Genomic DNA, 17,279 nt, shown 5'->3' on the forward strand with positions numbered 1-17,279 from the left:
ATAAAAAAGTAATTGTGGAATGAGGCACGACTTGCTAAAGTGATTATGACAAAGTCGCTCGGTAATTAGACCGACAGTTTCCCTTGGTAATCACACTTTTACAGCTCAGTCAGTGACACGGTTAAATTTGCAGTCTCACTTGGCGAAGTGTCCGGTTTTATTTGACCATAACACTGACACATAGGGATAGAGATAAAGTTTCAATCAGTATATGGACTAGCGACTGGAAGAACTGATGCTGATACTGGAAAATATTGGAAGCTGATTTACACACAGCTTCGTGGGCACTGGGCCAACAGAGCCTAAAATCGTATATAACATAACAAGAGCAAACTCACATTAATACACCATCTTTGACCTCCAGAGGCGTGGGAATTGAGGATTCTCCCAGTTGTTGTCGCAAGTCAATCTCAATATTGCGGCAAATGGACGACATCGCAACATCTTCAGGTTCCCGCGAGAACGGTTCTTCTGTTCGGCTTCCAATATGCTCTGTTACTGTAAAAATTGTAGACAAGATAACAGAAATCGGAAGCGTTACCCACCCGAGTTGTTGAACAAGCCCAAGTGGAAGTAATAAAACAAATATCCATAAAAAAGCTTTAGTAAACAAACCGTATTGCCGAGGTAATGGTGTGGTTTTAATTCGTTCGCAAACACCTTGAGCTGCAAAAAACGCTTTAATCGACTCCATGAGTCCAAAGATATAGGCTTGCCGTTCAATCCACCCAGACCGATACAATTCCTGTAATCGTCGAGATTGCCACTGATTCAACAGTGTCGCTTTGTTTGCTGCCTTGCTCAAAGCCTGAAATTCTTGGTCGGATAAGAACGGTGTTAGCTCTTCCCAGGATACTTCCTGCCGCAATTGCAAGCGAAGGGCATTGAGAAATGCCAGATGTCGATAAATGAGTTCGCTGTGAATACCTGTCACATCTGACGATGCTTGTTCCTGCTTTTGCGGAGGTTGAACATATCCAGTTATTTGAGCGGCGAAATTGCGAGAAGCATTTGTCAAATCTCCCCAGGCCATCCGAGCTTCCCAGTACCGATTATATGCCTCATTGTTACGAAAACCCAGCAATATAGCCACAGCAATTCCCAGAACATTAATTTCGGAAATAGGAAATACCAGGAACTCTATGGCAAACGTTAAATATAAGACACAAACAAGGCATCCATATGCAATGAAAAATAAAACATTTGCACCATCAACTTTAATATGGTCGCTAAGTCGAATTGTTCGTTGGACAATCATAGCTTTTGACCCTTTCTTGAATAAGTAAAGTATGAAATATAGCCGATATTGTCGGGTAGCCAAACAAAACTGAATCGACCCGACTTTTCCTGAGATTGTTTTGTTTGAGCCACTAACAATATTTGGGGTCAGAGTAACAAATATTTAACCCTTATTCTTCAGGCTATTAACTAGTTTATGCTTACAAACTTGCTCGTTGTGGGTAACGTCCGTAAAAGTATTGCGTAAGTAAAAACTGAGACGGAATCCCTAGTTTTTTATGTCATAAAACGGTGCATGCTCAAGACAACCTTAACAGGCCATCCAGAAAGGGATGGGCAATCAGTAAATTCCTAAGTTCAAATACTGCGAACTGAAATATAATTCAGGTTTTTATCCTTAAAATGGAATCTACCGGGAATCGCTGGCTGGTCGTTGCAGGTGCGTTAATCATACAGGTCTGTCTGGGCGCCATCTATAGTTGGAGCGTTTTTGTCATTCCGCTTAAAGAGGTCTTTTTTTACACGACAACGCAGACGCAGATGATTTTTTCTCTGGCGCTGGCTACATTTGCACTGGTCATGATATTTGCAGGCAGGCTGCAGGACAAGAAGGGGCCGCGCATTGTGGCGACATTGGGCGGTATCGTATTGGGTACTGGATACCTGCTTGCTTCGTTGACTGGCGGCAGTTTTCTGCTGATTGCCTTGACGGTGGGTATTATCGGCGGCGCAGGTATCGGGCTGGGTTATGTCTGCCCCATTGCTGCGTGTGTGAAATGGTTTCCGGACAAGCGGGGCATGGTTACCGGTCTGGCTGTGGCAGGATTTGGTGCCGGGGCGTGGATATTTGCAAAAGTTGCCTCGGGTTTTATCGATACATACGGGATTTTGACATCTTTCATGTACCTTGGCGTCATATTCATGGTATCGGTTGTTTTGGGCGCGCAACTCCTTAGAAACCCACCCGCCGGATGGCGTCCGGCAGGATGGAATCCGCCTGAATCCATATCCAGTACGGCTTCTGTGAAGGATTTCGAATGGCGGGATATGGTCAGGCTCAGGCAGTTCTGGATGCTCTGGATCATGTTTGTGTTTGGTGCGGCAGCGGGTTTGCTTGTAATCGGCATACTCAAGCCTTATGGTGTGCACAGCGGTCTGAGTGCCGCAGCAGCAGCTAATGCTGTCGGCGTTCTGGCATTGTTCAACGGCGCTGGTCGCATTGTCTGGGGCACGGTATCAGATAAGATTGGCAGAAAAAACGCCATGACGCTCATGTTTCTGCTACAGGGTGTCATGATGTTTGCGCTTATAGAGATGGGTTCGACCGAACTGACACTGTCCGTTGCCGCTGCGTGGGTTGGATTCAATTTCGGCGGGAATCTTGCTTTGTTTCCTACGACAACAGCGGATTTTTTCGGAACCACACACGTTGGCATCAACTACGGCTTCATGTTCACTGCATACGGTGTTGCCGGCATCGCCGGGCCAATACTCGCTGGAGGTGTTTTCGACCTGACAGGCAGTTACCTGTGGGCTTTTGTTCCATCGGGAATAGCCTGTCTTATTGCGGCGGGCATATCGCTTGGTCTGAAGTCTCCACGCCTGGTCTAGCCTGAATATCGCACCAGTTCTTTTACCCAATTCCCTAAAGGTCATCAGGTAAAAGGATCGCAGCCCGGAATTTAACGTGCTGTTGCGATATTCAGGCCGGTACACCGCCATTACCCGGTTGAGGGTGTGCCCGTGTGCTGTATGCTTGCAGTATCTTCCTTCATCAATCAACATCCGATATGTCAATTATTTGGTCGCCTAATCCGTCGCAACATTGACAGGCTGCGGAATCATTTGGAAGATCGTTTTCTACGCATGCCCTGCAACAGGTCCAGCGGGGTCCATTCGGACTCAGTGAAGTGCCTTGTAATACTTCGATAATGGCTTTGTTAATGTCCAGTTGAGATACACCTTTAGCCTCCAGTGATGCGGCAAGCGCCACAACCGCTCTTGTTGATGCTTTGCAGGATAATTGGCTATAGAAGGCTTTGTTTTTGGCGTCAGTAACCTTTTCTTTTGCCATGACTGGCGACATAATGAATAACGCTATGACAGCCAAAGCTAACCAGTGAACAATAATCATTTTTGCGCTCATGATTAATTCTCCTATAATGAAATAAGTGTTGGGTAATCTTTCTCTTCATCCATTTTCATGGAGTATCAGATTAATAGCAGTTCAAAATCGATAAAGTGAGAAATCGCACAAATACGTTCAATTATTTTTTTGGTACTGTCGGGTCATGCATGTTCCGGGGTAATCTGCGCCGTTGGCAGTCGGGATAGCATTTTGATTGGGTAGCAATCGATGGAGACGATTCGGGTCGCAGATCAAATGCACGATGAAATAGGGTATTGCACATGACAATTGTCTTGTTACTCTTTGCTGCGCTGGATTTTATGAATCGGTGATAGCGGGGATATTCGGCTTTTTTTTCGGATGATACAAGCTATTCAGGTTACTCGTTATCCGCTAAATGATCGAAACAGGGAAGTGAATTTTAACCTTGAGAAATGGTTTGTATCAGCTGTCATCCTGGTTTTTGAGAACGCTCGATAATACCGGTATGGAATGCAAGTTTTCCCTGCCTGCGTTCTGCCATATAGCGTTTCAATGGGTCGTGAATTACGCGAAAAGCCATTTCATTCCACGGTATTTCATGTTCGGACAATAATTTAACCTCACTGCTTTCGATACCCGGGCTAAAATCCAGATCAAGCAGACGCGCGCGAAACAATGCATAAACCTGGCTGATATGAGGAAGGCTGTATATCGCGTAGAGGTCGCCGATTGCAACCCGTGCATTGGCCTCTTCCAGTGTTTCCCGCGCAGCGGCTTCAGCCAGGGTTTCATTGTTCTCCATAAATCCGGCCGGCAGCGTCCACCAGCCGCTGCGCGGCTCAATCGCGCGGCGACAGAGCAGGATTTTATCTTCCCATTCCGGTATGCATCCGACTACCATTTTGGGATTCTGATAATGGATTTCGTGACATGCCGTACAGATATAACGGGGTAATGTGTCACCTTCCGGTATACGAAATACAACATTTGCGCTGCATAGACTACAGAATTTCATGAAATAGCTTGTATCTGCTTTATGAATATTGAATATTCATGATGATAAAAATCACGTCATATCAACTTTTACGTCATATGCCGTTGCTGACCACAAAGTGTTTTTCAGCCAGTTGATTACCTTCCTGATCGGTCAGCACTGTCCGCCAGGACCCAATACTTTCTTTATTTAACAATTTGTTCGCGTAAGTGCGCCAGTTATTACCTGCTATCTGAAGTTGGGTTTCCGAAACCAGTTCATCTTCAAAATACCAGTTTACTGTAACCTGTTGACCTGCAAAATCATGTAGCTCGACGAAAAAATAAATACTTGTGGCGTCGGTATCTTGCTCAAGCTGAATATGGTTGGTTTCATCTGCCGGTTCGCGATTTCGAATAGCATGCGTGAGCTGCACGCGCGCAACCTGGGGGTGATTTGCTGGATTCGGTTCATTTGCTGCAGGCGTTGTCGTACTGTTGTTATTGTGCAGTAGTGTTTGTTGTGCATTGTCTGCTTTATAATCCGGTTTCACATTCGGTAGCGGCGGCATCGGCGCTGCTTTTATGGCTTGCCCCGGCTTTGGCTTGGCTATGAGCGTATTGGGCTGTACGCTTTTTTGTATAGGCTCATCAAACGCCACGTTATCAGACTCGGATTGTAAATCAGGTGTGGATTTAACAGTGTTGCCGTCATCAAACTGATTGAAGTTTGTCGTTATATCAGTGGTATTTTTTGCGTCTGCAAAGAATTCGTCAGTATCTGTCGCACTGTCGCTTCGGCCAAAGAACAGATATCCGATTGTGCCTGATATGACGACTAATAGGAGCAGCGCCAACACAATCTTACGCCAGTCGAGGGGCGGTTTTTCGAATATGTGTTGCGAATTTTGCAGGTCATTATCGGAAACCGGCGCTTCCGCTACTGTGGTTGCCTCTGACACTTCAGCCGCCTCAGGTGCTTTAGGTTGCTGTATTTGTATACGAATTTTCAGTTTATTATCGGACATATTAGACTTAGACCCAAGCTTGAAAACTTATTTTATACTGAAATTATGCACGAGAACACATGAGCTCATGATCAGAAAGCCGACTCAATACCCGGTGTTAATAGGATTGGTATAATAGTCATGTAATGTGGTCATGCATAATTGCCGCGATGATTGTCTGGTGTTGTTATTTTAGACAGCATCTTTTTTATATTCTACAGTACATCAGATTGCTGATGTAAAAGGTGGTTAGTGCGAATAAATATAATGCAAGCGGACGAAAGCACAAGCATATAATGAATTATACGATTGAAACCGTCCAGCAACAGCTGGAGATGTTGCGACAGCAAATTGAACAACACAATTATCAATATTATGTGCTGGATGATCCGACTGTTTCAGATGCTGAATACGATCGACTATTCAGTAGATTACAGCAAATAGAGCGGGATTATCCGGAGCTGGTTGCTCCGGATTCGCCAACGCGACGTGTTGGTGCTGCGCCGCTTAAAGTATTTTCACAGGTAACGCATGACACGCCCATGTTGTCGTTGAACAATGCTTTTGAAGAGGTGGCAGTCAAAGCATTTGATCGGCGGATTCGCGAAGGGTTGGCGGTTGATCAGGTAGAATATGCAGTGGAGCCCAAGTTTGATGGTCTGGCTGTCAGTCTGCGATATGAAAAAGGTATGTTCAAAACAGGCGCTACCCGTGGTGACGGCTATACAGGCGAGGATATTACGCTCAATCTGCGCACCATTAAAGCCATACCGCTTGCCTTGCCTGTCAGCAAGGTGCCCGGATTATTAGAAGTACGTGGTGAAGTGCTCATGCTTAAGGCCGATTTTATTCGATTGAATCAACAGCATCTCGAAAAAGGCGAAAAAATTTTCGCGAATCCGCGGAATGCTGCAGCAGGTTCTTTACGCCAGCTTGATTCCGCAATTACCGCCGCACGTCGCCTGATGTTTTTTGCTTATGGCATTGGTCCGAATGAGGATACCCGCGTACCGCAAAGCACGCACAGCGACATCGTGCAGTTTCTCGGCAGTCTGTATTTTCCGGTTGCCCGGGAATGTGCAGTGGTTACAGGTTGTGATGCATTGCTTGCCTATTATCGAAAAATTGCCGCGCAGCGTGAATATCTTTCTTATGATATCGATGGTGTTGTGTACAAAGTCAATTCCTTATCGCAGCAGAGTAAACTCGGGTTTGTGGCACGTGCTCCCCGTTTTGCGCTCGCGCACAAATTTCCGGCACAGGAAGCCACGACACGGTTGCTGGGTATCGATATTCAGGTCGGCAGGACAGGTGCGTTGACGCCGGTTGCACGATTAGAGCCTGTAATTGTCGGCGGGGTAACCGTGACCAATGCCACTTTGCATAACGCCGACGAAGTCAAGCGCAAAGATGTACGCATTGGCGACACCGTCATTGTGCGACGTGCGGGTGATGTCATTCCTGAAATCGTGTCAGTCGTTCCGGCGCAGCGACCGGAAAACACGCAAGCATTTGTGATGCCGCAGCATTGCCCGGTTTGTGGCGCAAAAGCGGTTCGTCTGGAGAGTGAAGCGGTTTCACGTTGTACGGGCGGTCTTTTTTGCCCTGCGCAGCGCAAACAGGCCATCTTGCATTTTGCTTCACGCCGTGCAATGGATATCGAAGGGCTTGGCGAGAAGCTCGTTAACCAGCTTGTCGATAACGCCGTTGTCAGAAATCCTGCCGATCTCTATCAACTGGGGATCCTGGCACTTGCTAATCTGGAACGTATGGCTGAGAAATCGGCCGGTAATATTCTGGCGGCGATTGAGAAGAGTAAACAAACCACGCTCACACGTTTCATCTATGCGCTGGGCATCCGTAACGTGGGTGAAGCAACCGCGAAAGACCTCGCGAGATATTTTGGAAGTCTGAGCTGTCTGATTGACACGGATATGGAAACTTTACTGCAAGTACCGGACGTTGGCCCCGTTGTGGCGCAGAGTATTCTGAATTTTTTTGCCGAAGCGCATAATCGTGAGGTGATTGAACGATTGCGCGCAAGCGGTGTGTGTTGGGAGGAAAATGATGGCTCCATCAACAATCCGCCCGGGGATAATGTTATTAGCGGCAAGACATTTGTGCTGACCGGTGCCTTGTTAAACATGACTCGGGAGGAGGCCAAAGAGAAAATTGAAATGCAGGGTGGAAAAGTGACCGGCAGCGTTTCCAAAAAAACGGACTACGTTGTGGTTGGAGAAGACCCAGGCGGTAAATATGAGAAAGCCGTCAATCTCGGTATTACCCTGCTGGATGAAGCTGATCTCAGAAAATTACTGCAATAATATATTTATGTTGACCCGAGAAAAGACCGAACAAATTTTACGAACCGCTGATTTAATGTATTCATTCGAAACGATTGAAGCAACGATACAGCGTCTGGCCGATGAAATCACAGATAAATTGTCAACACAATGCCCGCTGGTGTTGTGCGTCATGAAAGGCAGTATTGTATTTGCGGGTCATTTGTTACCAAAATTGACGTTTCCGTTGAATTTTGATTACGTACAGGTATCGCGCTACCATAATAAAATAAGCGGTGGAAAAATAGACTGGCTGATGTTTCCTCAAGATGAATTAAAAGATCAGGTTGTGCTAGTGATCGATGATATTCTGGATGAGGGCATTACTTTGGCGGAAATTCGCAAAAAAGTGCTCGATTGTGGCGCGCGGTCGTTTTATAGTGCGGTACTGATTGATAAGGATACGGGAAAAGTGAAATCTTTTCAGGCTGATTTTGTCGGATTGACTTTGCCAGACCGTTATGTATTTGGTTTTGGTATGGATATACACGGTGCCTGGCGAAACCTGCCGGCGATTTACGCATTACCTTCAGAACCGGGAAAATAAACTATGCTGGCTATTATTGGCGGCAGTGGTATGACACAGCTATCCTGCCTGGAAATATCACATCGACAAATCATACGAACACCTTATGGCGAACCTTCCGGGCCGTTTACTTTCGGCAAAGTAAACAATCGGGAGATTGTTTTTCTGGCGCGACACGGACATGGCCATACGATTCCGCCGCATCAGATTAATTATCGCGCCAACTTATGGGCCCTGAATACACTGCGACCGCGACATGTCGTTGCCGTTGCCGCGGTGGGCGGAATTCGAGAAAACCTGGCGCCAGGCAATCTGGTTATACCAGATCAAATTATCGATTATACCTATGGTCGTGATTTCACTTATTTTGACAGCACCGACCAGCCAGTGACCCATATCGATTTTACGCATCCGTATTGTTCCGCTACACGCGCAAAGCTTTTGCAAGCGGCTAAGCTGGCCGGGGAACCCGTCGCCAATGGCGGTGTTTATGCCGCCATACAAGGGCCGCGGCTGGAAACAGCCGCTGAAATAAACCGCTTGGAGCGCGATGGGGCCGATATGGTTGGTATGACTGGAATGCCGGAAACAGCGCTGGCGAGGGAACTGGGTCTGAATTATGCGACACTTGCCGTTGTCGCAAACCACGCTGCTGGGCGTGGTATCAATGTCACGGCTATTCCATTAAACGAAATCTATGCGATTCTGGAGCAGGCGATGGTGCATGTTAGGAATATAATAGAACAATTGGTGCATTGTGATGGCGATTAAACCGGTACTTAAAATGGGTGAGCCACTGCTGCTGGAAGTGGCGAGTCAGGTAGAGCAATTCAACACGCCCGAACTCAATGAATTGATTCAGGATATGCAGGATACAATGGCTTCTCTTGATGGTGCCGGCCTTGCAGCGCCACAGATTGGAGTCGGCCTGCAGGTGGTCATTTTCGGCTTTAAAGAAAATCAGCGCTATCCGGATGCAGATGAAGTGCCTTTTACCGTACTGATCAATCCACAGCTCACCCCTTTGTCCGATGGAATGGAAGAAGACTGGGAGGGCTGTTTAAGTGTTCCAGGCATGCGCGGTAAAGTACCTCGCTATACCCACTTACGGTATCAGGGTTTTGATCAATATGGCCGTGTCATTGACCGCCAAGTGGATGGATTTCATGCGCGTGTTGCGCAACATGAGTGCGACCATTTGCAAGGTATTCTTTATCCTATGCGTATCAGGGATTTTCGTACATTTGGGTTCGTCGATGTGTTGTTTCCTGGACAAACAGTACTGAATGAGTAGAAGTAATGTCCGATTGTACGAGAATGCGCACTGATTGCATTAATATTCTTACAAAAATCTGCGGAACTGGCTGCGGTTGTTAATTTCAGTGTCGATGCATGATTACCTGGTTTTCTTGATTATGGCCAATTCCGCGATCCGTTTGCCGGTCTGCAGTGAACTGGCTCGAAACGCTGCAGTCAGTACATTAACTGTTTGCGTAATAAACCAATTACCTTCTTCGGTCAGATAAAACTGAACGTACTCATCGAGTTCCATATCATTCAATTCTTGATAAGCATACGCCATCGTTAACATCATGGCAGGGTACATGTTTTCAGTCAGTTCTTTTTTTTGTTCGTTCAGCTTTGTATCAAAGATGGCCATTGTTTCAGCATCCCCATTGACAGCGCCCATCAGCATCGCCCGTTTCATACCCACCATCAGTTCAATGGCAAATTTTGTTGTGTGGGTGACTGACTCCAGTGCCTGCAACAGGCGCAGGCGATTAGTCGGTAAAGGCTCCCGAATCACCCCTTCAATAAAAACCTCGAGCAAATGGAGATCGAATTCTCGTCCTTCTATTTCCGTGATTCTTCTCATTAGCGGTGTGTTGAGTGCTTTTAGTAGTTTTTCAATTCGTTCACGATTAAAATCTGCCTTAAGTGCTTCATGGAGCCGTTGATGAAAATGTTCAGGTTTGTATGATTCCGCTGCAATTTTTTCAATCTCCTTGACTATAACCGGGTCATCCGGTTTGTCCGGTGACTGGCGAATGGATTCCAATAACTTATCGCCAATCTCTTCAATCTGTTTTTGTAAGCCTGAAAGGATAATAATCTTGCCGATCAGTTCGTCCGGTGACGATGCCACAAGCTGGAGAGGCGCGGGTTTAATGGCTGCCTCGGCATGCGATATTGGCAACGTTAATTGTCCATTCGATAAAATTTGCCAGGTAACCCATCCGCTACAGCCAAGTATGGCAACACCGCAGACAGCCATTGTGATTCTTTTTGCATCAAATCGCATCGTTGTTTTTCCTCTTCAGAGTGTGTGATTGTCAAGCTTATGGGTAGATCGCAGGCAATGACTGTGTAAGTTTCTTTTAAATAACGGCATGGGAATTTCATGGCTGTAGATTTCTTTTGGCGAACAGCTTAAAGATGCAGTAATGTATCCATATTTGTTTGTTATGCGATCTGAAGAGACTGAGTCATATGCTCTGGAATACAGTGACTTGAACTTGATCAATTGAAATCATTTCGCAGGCAATTGTTTGCCTCTATTTTCCCTGTTAGTTGCATTTTGCCTGAAAGAATTGCTGAAGCTGGACTGTTTTCGGACTAACACTGAGCTCTGGTGAGTACTTGTTTTCAGGGTGTATGTGCTATATTGCGCTTATGTAATATCTGATTTTTATATATACGAAAGATGGTGAGTTGCTATAAATTAATTAAAAATTAGGGTGTTAAATCTAAAACCGTAAAAATTTTAGGGTTAAATCCAAAACTAAACTTTCATTGTCGGAAAATGTAGGTTAGAATTTACAAACGTAATAGTCAGGTAGTGAATAATGATAAAGACTATTATAATAATAAGAATAATAACCCAGTAGGTTGCGCTAGAAATAGGGAGCCACATTATGGTTGTCGAAACTACTAAAAATACTGGGGAGCAGAGGAATCTGTCGTATCTTTTAACATAACCCCACATTTATGTGGATGTTAAAGTAGGAGAGTCGGTTTTTATATCGACTTTTGTTTAGTAGGTGAAGTTAAGACAAAATAGTCAATAATTTAATAAGGAGATTGAGTGATGAGCGATGATTCAAACAGAGGAACAGATGCACAAACACTGAAACTGATCGGTATTACTACCGTTGCGTTTATAGTTATCGGTCTAATCATTTACAACATGTAATTGATTGACTCGGAAAAGCACACAGACATTGATTTAAATGCTTAAATAAATGTCTGTGCGCTCACCATGTAACTGCATGTCAATGCGTTTGGTTTGGAATTCGTTTTTAACGCAGTTATCTATTTAAAATATCAGATTAAGACCCTCTGGCTCCAAATATCTGCCTTACACTTCTCCTCAGTTTCTAGTTTCGCTTACAAAAGCAAGTCATCTACCTTGGATGTAAACCACGCGACGTTGATCAATGAGTCGGATTTCAATAATTTGACAGATATGGCGGCTGGTTCCACTCATTTAAAAGCACCATGCTCAGTCTTCTGTGCCCTGTCAGCATAATTGCGTTGGAGCAGTTCAATTTTTTTGGTAGCGAAAAAGTTGATATGACCTGAATGTTAACTATCTGAATAAACATAAGCATAGGCAGGCCATTGCAAAAGAATTCACTGCTTCGGATAGCTTGGTAGTTCAACGCATAAAAACAGGGTTATATGTTTGTCATGGCTTGAATTGTTACGGTACACTGCTTGCTTGGTTTCTGCTGGGGAAAAATGCTAAAACAAACTGGTTGGGAAAGTCCTTTCATGCTGCAATGGTGTCAATACCTGCTGGATAGCTATGCGCATTGGATTAAACATGAATTAATCCCACGTGAGGGCACGCCATTTGATCAGGCTGAATATTTATTCAATAGCGCTTTTGTAGTTGTTTCTCATGTAATACAAGATGACCCCATTCTCAATTATGGAAATCAGGCGGCATTAAATTTATGGGAAATGAACTGGCGCCAGTTTACAAAGACTCCGTCTCGCTTAACTGCTGAGTCCGTTAACCGACAAGAGCGGTCAAGAATGTTGTCGCTAGCTAAGGAGCAAGGCTATATCTCAGATTATCACGGCGTTAGAATTTCACATACTGGAAAACGATTTTTTGTAGATCAGACTACAATCTGGAATATACATAAACCAGATGGCAATGTACTTGGTCAAGGCGCAACTTTTTCAACCTGGCGTTTCCTGTAATGCGCCAAGAAGTTAATAGATTGCAGCAGCTTCCGGTTTGATGATACTCAAGATGTCGAGTATCTGTAAGCTTGTTTCGGTCACAGCGGGACGGATCATCTCCGGATTTAATCCCAATTGATTCCAGGCTTCTGTATGGTATGTCGGTTTTATTTCATGAACATCCATGGGTTGACAGGAACATGGTTCCATCTTACTTGCAATATTAACTGCAACATGAAGCAGGCAGGCGTCTTTTCTGGGTGCGTTCACGTTTAGCGGGTCCAGTTTGAATTCAATCGGTTGCCAAATGCTCGCGGGTAATTGCCATTGCTTCAGGAGTTCAGCGCTTAATTCTGCGTGGGTGAAACCGAATATTCGGCGTTCGGCCGCTATTTCCGCATCTTCACCCATATTGGTAAAACATAATACTTCCGTGGATTCATTCGGGTATTGCATGAATAACACCAATTTGCCGATAGCCTGAAGCAAACCGGCAATAAAAAAGCGTTCTTTTTGTGTGCTGTTAGTCTTGACGGCAAATAATCGCGCCATAACACCACATGCTACACTGTGAAACCAGAACGTTTCCATATTTACAAGCTTTGGAGAAATACCCGGGAAAGTAGAAATAACTGATGTGGCCAAAACCAGATTACGTAATTCTAGTCGACCAATTATTGAAATTGCCTGTGACAAAGTATCAATTTCTTTTGAAAAACCAAAATAAGCGCTATTGGCTAATCGCATAATTTGTGCTGTTAGAGCAGGGTCACAAAAAATCAACGTTTCTAATTCTGAGTTGCTGGTACTTTCTGAATTGATTAATTGATTGATTTCTAGGGCAACTTCAGGCAATGAATAAATGTCTTTAACATTTTCAGCGATAGTTTTTGGGTTCATTGATACATTCATATACAAGTTGATAAGATTAATCTATAACGGCATAAGCGTTTTAGTCTTCAATATTCTTTTATGCCGATTGAAGCCTGTAAACAGCTTGGTTGCTGTTTTTGATCAATCTGGTAGTCTGCTGAAACAGCTGATTCGCACAAAATAGTTTCATGATGATTATCCTTTTCTTAATAACTTCATTCAGGTCGAGAAGATGAAAAGTCATTACTCACCTGTGCATTTGATTTTTTTTCTTTTGCTGCTTGTTTTTCTGCTGATACTAATTCAGTTGGAATTACTTGTTTTTGCTTTTGAGAAATTAAATTTGTCACCTGGATTGGGCATGATAATTTTGATGTCATCGCTATTTGGCAGTGCCATTAATCTACCCCTCTTCCGTATCAAAGCGGATATCTCTGTGTCGCAGTTATTACGACAGGAATACAGAGGCATCATCAGGATACCCATGCAGCCATTTCATAATGAAACGCTGGTTTCGGTTAATCTGGGTGGTTGTCTGATACCTATTGCATTATCTGCTTATCTTTTTATGACCAGTGGCTTAAACATGCCCGTCACGCTGCTGGGGGTTGCGATTATTGTTGCGATCAGCTATTACTTCAGCCGGCCTATCCCTGGACTCGGCATTGGCATGCCCATTTTAATTGCACCCATCAGTGCGGCCTTAGTAGGATTGTATTTGAGTCCGGAGCAAAGTGCGCCTTTAGCTTATATCAGCGGTACGCTTGGCGTATTGATCGGTGCTGATTTGCTGAATTTAAAATCAATCCCCCGGTTGGGTGCGCCGCATGCTTCCATTGGCGGAGCAGGCACTTTTGACGGTATTTTTATTACTGGTATTGTGGCGGCATTGTTAACCTGAGAGATATATAACTATCACTTATGTAATTATAAACAGAATGTCGCTATACTGAATCTTATGCTTAGTCAATATCCGCAAAATTGTGTCGAATTTAGCGCCGGACATCTGCTGCACAAGTTATATGTACTGCAGCAGACATATCTTCACATCTCAACCGAATCAATGGCGCAAGTCGCTGAGGAGTTTGAGTTGCCTGTCAGTCAGGTTGCTTCAGTAGTCGACTTTTACGCATTTTTCTATCAGAAGCCTGTAGGTCGCTACCATATGTTATTGAGTAATTGTACGAGTTGCGGGTATCAGACAGATCAGCACAATCTGTTAGAGATAATTTGTCGGTTATTGAACGTAAAACCAGAAATAACACGTCCGGATGGCCGCGTGAGTGTAGGTGAAACTTCCTGTATCGGCATGTGCGATCATGGCGCCGCCATGCTCATTAATGGAGTGCCGCTCGTTGGACTCAATGCAGAAAAATTAGCACACATAACGCATTTAATTTCTGAGAATCAACCGCTTTCTTGCTGGCCAATGGAATGGTTTCGAGTTGAAAATAACATTCATAAACAAGATGTGCTATTGAATGAACATATCCAGCCTGGCAGTAGTCTGAAAAAAGCTTTGGCCGGTGATGCGCAACGACTACTTGATATTATTTTACATTCCGGCTTGCGTGGACGTGGTGGCGCGGGTTTTGATACAGGGAGAAAATGGCAGCTTTGCCGGGAAGCTGAGGGTAAGGCGCATTATGTTGTTTGCAATGCAGATGAAGGCGAACCCGGTACATTCAAGGATCGCGTTTTACTACAAAGCTATGCCGATGCTTTATTTGAAGGCATGGCCCTATGTGCATATGTGATTGGCGCCAGGAAAGGCTTTGTTTATTTGCGCGGTGAATACCGGTATCTGCTGAACCACTTACAGAATATCCTGAAACGGCGATACGAACAAAGCCTTTTAGGGCCATCGATACTGGGAAAAGCCGAATTCAGTTTTGATATAGAAATTGTGGTGGGCGCTGGTGCATATATTTGTGGTGAAGAATCTGCATTGATCGAATCAATGGAAGGCAGACCCGGTATTCCACGTATTCGACCACCTTTCCCGGTAACGCATGGTTATCTGGGGCAACCCACGGCGGTGAATAATGTCGAAACATTGATTGCTGCAGCCTATGTTGCATATCATGGCAGTGACTGGTTTAAAGCAATGGGCACGGAACAGTCTACTGGCAGTAAAATTTTGAGCGTCAGTGGTGACTGCCGTACGCCGGGCATTTATGAGTATACTTACGGTATCAGCGTACAACAGGTGTTGAGCGATTGTGGTGCAAAAAACGCGCAGGCTGTGCAGATTGGTGGTCCGGCCGGAACACTGGTGGCAAAAAAAGATTTCTCCCGGCAAATCAGTTTTGAAGATTTATTGACCGGTGGTTCCTTTCTGATATTTGGCGCGCACCGGGATCTGCTGTCGGTCAATCAGAATTTCGCCCGTTTTTTCGCGCATGAGAGTTGCGGTTTCTGTACGCCTTGCCGGGTTGGTACAAGGCTGCTGGAGAGCAGCTTCCAGAAAATAGCCGATGGCCGTGCAACACGGCAGGACATTCAGGAAATCAAACAATTGAGCGCGTTCGTGAGACGCTATTCACACTGTGGGTTGGGCCATACAGCAGCCAATCATATTCTGGACAGCCTGCAGGATTTTTCTGAAGCTTTTGATGAAAAATTAGTGCAAACATCTTTTACACCATCGATCAATCTGGATGCGGCGTTGGAGGATGCGCGGCAAATCACTAGGCGCGATGACGCGGATGCGCACCTGGAGTAATGGGGTATCATGCTATGGCGATCAATCAGAATACATTAACGATTGACGGTAAAGACGTTCATTTTGAGCAGGGGCAGACGATTATGGATGCGGCCTTGGCTGCAAAAATTTATATTCCGTACCTGTGTCATTATCCGGGATTGCCACCTTCAGGCAACTGTCGATTGTGCGTGGTTGAAACGAACGGTAAAAGTGTGGCCGCCTGTATAACGCAGGCGCAAGCCGGACAACGAATACACAGTAACACCCCGGAACTGAACGTTGTACGCAAGATGATTACGCAAATGCTATTTGTCGAGGGTAACCACATTTGCCCGGCCTGTGAAAAATCGGGTAATTGCAAACTGCAGGCGATGGGTTATTACCTGGGTATGCACGAAGAGCATTTTCATCATTTCAATCCGCGGCGGGCACTGGATGCATCGCATCCGGCTATTTTCCTGGATCGCAGCCGCTGCATCCTCTGTGATTTATGCGTGCGTGCCAGCCGTGATGTGGACGGTAAAAATGTTTTTGCCATCGCCGGACGCGGCGCCGATGCGCATTTGATTGTCAATACCGACAGTGGAAAACTGGGTGACAGTAATCTTGACCGCAATGATCTGGCGGCGAATATTTGTCCTGTAGGCGCCATTATGCATAAAGAACGGGGTTATGTTTCACCCATCGGGCAACGTATCTATGATCAGCAGCCAATCAATGAGATTGCTTTGGGTGAGCATGTTCCTGAGCATAAGGAACGCGACCATGACTGACCAAAAAATCAGAATTGCCACGGCTTCACTGGCTGGATGTTTTGGCTGTCATATGTCTTTTCTTGATATTGATGAGAAACTGGTGCAATTAAATGAGCGGATTGAATTTAATCGATCACCTCTGACGGACATCAAACACTGCGGGCCAAGCGATATCGGTTTGATTGAAGGGGGTGTCTGCAATGCAGACAATGTCCGCGTTCTGCGTGAGTTCCGGGCGAACTGCAAAGTATTGATTGCTGTCGGTGCGTGCGCTATTAACGGCGGTGTACCGGCAATGCGTAACTATTTTGATTTGCGCGAATGTCTGGAAGAAGTATATCTGCACGGGACAGGAGTTACAAATCCTCAAATTCCTGATGACGCTGAATTGCCCTTGTTGCTGGATAAAGTCTATCCAGTCCAGGAAGTGGTGCGCATCGATTATTTTCTGCCCGGCTGTCCACCGCCGGCTGACGCGTTCTTGCAAATGTTAATGCCTTTGCTCGACGGCAAAGCGCCGCACATAGCGAATAACCAGTTACACTACGATTAAT

Annotated in this window: 17 protein-coding genes; 10 read left to right on the plus strand and 7 right to left on the minus strand. The window is 45.2% G+C overall.

The features are described from left to right. Positions 1-334: 334 nt before the first annotated feature. Positions 335-1,258 carry a bestrophin family protein gene (locus C8R11_RS10785; RefSeq protein ID WP_107795704.1) on the minus strand — a complete coding sequence of 308 codons (924 nt, stop codon included), beginning with the start codon at positions 1,256-1,258 and terminating at the stop codon, positions 335-337. 383 nt (positions 1,259-1,641) lie between these two features. Between C8R11_RS10785 and C8R11_RS10790 the strand changes: the two genes are divergently transcribed. Beyond that, complete coding sequence (locus C8R11_RS10790) at positions 1,642-2,850, plus strand: L-lactate MFS transporter (protein WP_107795705.1); 1,209 nt, start codon at positions 1,642-1,644, stop codon at positions 2,848-2,850. 163 nt (positions 2,851-3,013) lie between these two features. Here the strand turns inward: C8R11_RS10790 and C8R11_RS10795 are convergent, their stop codons facing one another. The 3 genes from C8R11_RS10795 to C8R11_RS10805 form a co-directional block, all read right to left on the minus strand. After that, a complete protein-coding gene (locus C8R11_RS10795) occupies positions 3,014-3,385 on the minus strand; it encodes a hypothetical protein (RefSeq protein WP_107795706.1) in 372 nt (123 codons plus the stop codon). Between the two features lie 433 nt (positions 3,386-3,818). After that, a complete protein-coding gene (locus C8R11_RS10800) occupies positions 3,819-4,364 on the minus strand; it encodes an NUDIX hydrolase (RefSeq protein ID WP_107795707.1) in 546 nt (181 codons plus the stop codon). A gap of 73 nt (positions 4,365-4,437) precedes the next feature. Continuing rightward, entirely contained in the window at positions 4,438-5,349 is a 912-nt protein-coding gene (locus tag C8R11_RS10805) for a DUF2914 domain-containing protein (protein WP_107795708.1), read from the minus strand. A gap of 275 nt (positions 5,350-5,624) precedes the next feature. Here C8R11_RS10805 and ligA point away from each other — a divergent pair, with 275 nt between their 5' ends. Genes ligA through def form a run of 4 tightly spaced genes read left to right on the plus strand, consistent with a single transcriptional unit; the run spans position 5,625 to position 9,490 of the window. After that, positions 5,625-7,652 (plus strand): NAD-dependent DNA ligase LigA, encoded by a 2,028-nt coding sequence (gene ligA, locus C8R11_RS10810; protein ID WP_107795709.1) that lies wholly within the window; start codon positions 5,625-5,627, stop codon positions 7,650-7,652. 7 nt (positions 7,653-7,659) lie between these two features. Then, complete coding sequence (locus C8R11_RS10815) at positions 7,660-8,217, plus strand: hypoxanthine-guanine phosphoribosyltransferase (RefSeq protein ID WP_107795780.1); 558 nt, start codon at positions 7,660-7,662, stop codon at positions 8,215-8,217. A 3-nt stretch (positions 8,218-8,220) separates the two neighbouring features. Then, on the plus strand, positions 8,221-8,967 hold the full coding sequence (locus tag C8R11_RS10820; RefSeq protein WP_107795710.1) for an S-methyl-5'-thioinosine phosphorylase: 747 nt from the start codon (positions 8,221-8,223) through the stop codon (positions 8,965-8,967). Further along, positions 8,957-9,490 carry a peptide deformylase gene (def, locus tag C8R11_RS10825; RefSeq protein WP_090698112.1) on the plus strand — a complete coding sequence of 178 codons (534 nt, stop codon included), beginning with the start codon at positions 8,957-8,959 and terminating at the stop codon, positions 9,488-9,490. Before C8R11_RS10820 ends, def begins: the two co-directional genes overlap by 11 nt. 102 nt (positions 9,491-9,592) lie before the next feature. Here the strand turns inward: def and C8R11_RS10830 are convergent, their stop codons facing one another. Next, positions 9,593-10,498: a hypothetical protein gene (locus tag C8R11_RS10830; protein WP_107795711.1), complete on the minus strand. Its 906-nt coding sequence runs from the start codon at positions 10,496-10,498 to the stop codon at positions 9,593-9,595. A 1,439-nt stretch (positions 10,499-11,937) separates the two neighbouring features. Here C8R11_RS10830 and C8R11_RS10835 point away from each other — a divergent pair. Then, positions 11,938-12,408 carry an MEKHLA domain-containing protein gene (locus C8R11_RS10835; RefSeq protein WP_107795712.1) on the plus strand — a complete coding sequence of 157 codons (471 nt, stop codon included), beginning with the start codon at positions 11,938-11,940 and terminating at the stop codon, positions 12,406-12,408. A gap of 12 nt (positions 12,409-12,420) precedes the next feature. Here the strand turns inward: C8R11_RS10835 and C8R11_RS10840 are convergent, their stop codons facing one another. Next, positions 12,421-13,290: an HDOD domain-containing protein gene (locus tag C8R11_RS10840; protein WP_107795713.1), complete on the minus strand. Its 870-nt coding sequence runs from the start codon at positions 13,288-13,290 to the stop codon at positions 12,421-12,423. 188 nt (positions 13,291-13,478) lie between these two features. After that, the gene (locus C8R11_RS17005; RefSeq protein WP_280523896.1) at positions 13,479-13,613 is read right to left on the minus strand and encodes a hypothetical protein; all 135 of its coding nucleotides are present in this window, start codon (positions 13,611-13,613) and stop codon (positions 13,479-13,481) included. Positions 13,614-13,636: 23 nt separating this feature from the next. Between C8R11_RS17005 and C8R11_RS10845 the strand changes: the two genes are divergently transcribed. Genes C8R11_RS10845 through C8R11_RS10860 form a run of 4 tightly spaced genes read left to right on the plus strand, consistent with a single transcriptional unit; the run spans position 13,637 to position 17,278 of the window. Beyond that, entirely contained in the window at positions 13,637-14,164 is a 528-nt protein-coding gene (locus C8R11_RS10845; RefSeq protein ID WP_244907635.1) for a DUF1614 domain-containing protein, read from the plus strand. A 57-nt stretch (positions 14,165-14,221) separates the two neighbouring features. Continuing rightward, positions 14,222-15,988, plus strand: coding sequence for an NAD(P)H-dependent oxidoreductase subunit E (locus C8R11_RS10850; protein ID WP_107795715.1), 1,767 nt, complete (start codon positions 14,222-14,224; stop codon positions 15,986-15,988). Beyond that, positions 15,988-16,743 (plus strand): 2Fe-2S iron-sulfur cluster-binding protein, encoded by a 756-nt coding sequence (locus tag C8R11_RS10855; protein ID WP_244907636.1) that lies wholly within the window; start codon positions 15,988-15,990, stop codon positions 16,741-16,743. The genes C8R11_RS10850 and C8R11_RS10855 overlap by 1 nt, the downstream gene beginning before the upstream one ends. Beyond that, positions 16,736-17,278, plus strand: coding sequence for an NADH-quinone oxidoreductase subunit B family protein (locus C8R11_RS10860; protein ID WP_107795716.1), 543 nt, complete (start codon positions 16,736-16,738; stop codon positions 17,276-17,278). The genes C8R11_RS10855 and C8R11_RS10860 overlap by 8 nt, the downstream gene beginning before the upstream one ends. Position 17,279: the final 1 nt, after the last annotated feature.

It is taken from the genome of Nitrosomonas aestuarii (assembly GCF_003046585.1).
Taxonomy (GTDB): Bacteria; Pseudomonadota; Gammaproteobacteria; order Burkholderiales; family Nitrosomonadaceae; genus Nitrosomonas; species Nitrosomonas aestuarii.

Excerpts from the sequence above, each read along its gene's own strand:
- C8R11_RS10820 (WP_107795710.1), top strand. The coding sequence starts at position 8,221 with ATGCTGGCTATTATTGGCGGCAGTGGTATGACACAGCTATCCTGCCTG.
- C8R11_RS10855 (WP_244907636.1), top strand. The coding sequence starts at position 15,988 with ATGGGGTATCATGCTATGGCGATCAATCAGAATACATTAACGATTGAC.
- C8R11_RS10830 (WP_107795711.1), bottom strand. The coding sequence starts at position 10,498 with ATGCGATTTGATGCAAAAAGAATCACAATGGCTGTCTGCGGTGTTGCC.
- def (WP_090698112.1), top strand. The coding sequence starts at position 8,957 with ATGGCGATTAAACCGGTACTTAAAATGGGTGAGCCACTGCTGCTGGAA.
- C8R11_RS10860 (WP_107795716.1), top strand. The coding sequence starts at position 16,736 with ATGACTGACCAAAAAATCAGAATTGCCACGGCTTCACTGGCTGGATGT.
- C8R11_RS10785 (WP_107795704.1), bottom strand. The coding sequence starts at position 1,258 with ATGATTGTCCAACGAACAATTCGACTTAGCGACCATATTAAAGTTGAT.
- C8R11_RS10840 (WP_107795713.1), bottom strand. The coding sequence starts at position 13,290 with ATGAACCCAAAAACTATCGCTGAAAATGTTAAAGACATTTATTCATTG.
- C8R11_RS10850 (WP_107795715.1), top strand. The coding sequence starts at position 14,222 with ATGCTTAGTCAATATCCGCAAAATTGTGTCGAATTTAGCGCCGGACAT.
- C8R11_RS10835 (WP_107795712.1), top strand. The coding sequence starts at position 11,938 with ATGCTAAAACAAACTGGTTGGGAAAGTCCTTTCATGCTGCAATGGTGT.
- C8R11_RS10790 (WP_107795705.1), top strand. The coding sequence starts at position 1,642 with ATGGAATCTACCGGGAATCGCTGGCTGGTCGTTGCAGGTGCGTTAATC.
- C8R11_RS10845 (WP_244907635.1), top strand. The coding sequence starts at position 13,637 with ATGTCATCGCTATTTGGCAGTGCCATTAATCTACCCCTCTTCCGTATC.
- C8R11_RS10795 (WP_107795706.1), bottom strand. The coding sequence starts at position 3,385 with ATGAGCGCAAAAATGATTATTGTTCACTGGTTAGCTTTGGCTGTCATA.
- C8R11_RS10800 (WP_107795707.1), bottom strand. The coding sequence starts at position 4,364 with ATGAAATTCTGTAGTCTATGCAGCGCAAATGTTGTATTTCGTATACCG.
- C8R11_RS10815 (WP_107795780.1), top strand. The coding sequence starts at position 7,660 with ATGTTGACCCGAGAAAAGACCGAACAAATTTTACGAACCGCTGATTTA.
- C8R11_RS10805 (WP_107795708.1), bottom strand. The coding sequence starts at position 5,349 with ATGTCCGATAATAAACTGAAAATTCGTATACAAATACAGCAACCTAAA.
- ligA (WP_107795709.1), top strand. The coding sequence starts at position 5,625 with ATGAATTATACGATTGAAACCGTCCAGCAACAGCTGGAGATGTTGCGA.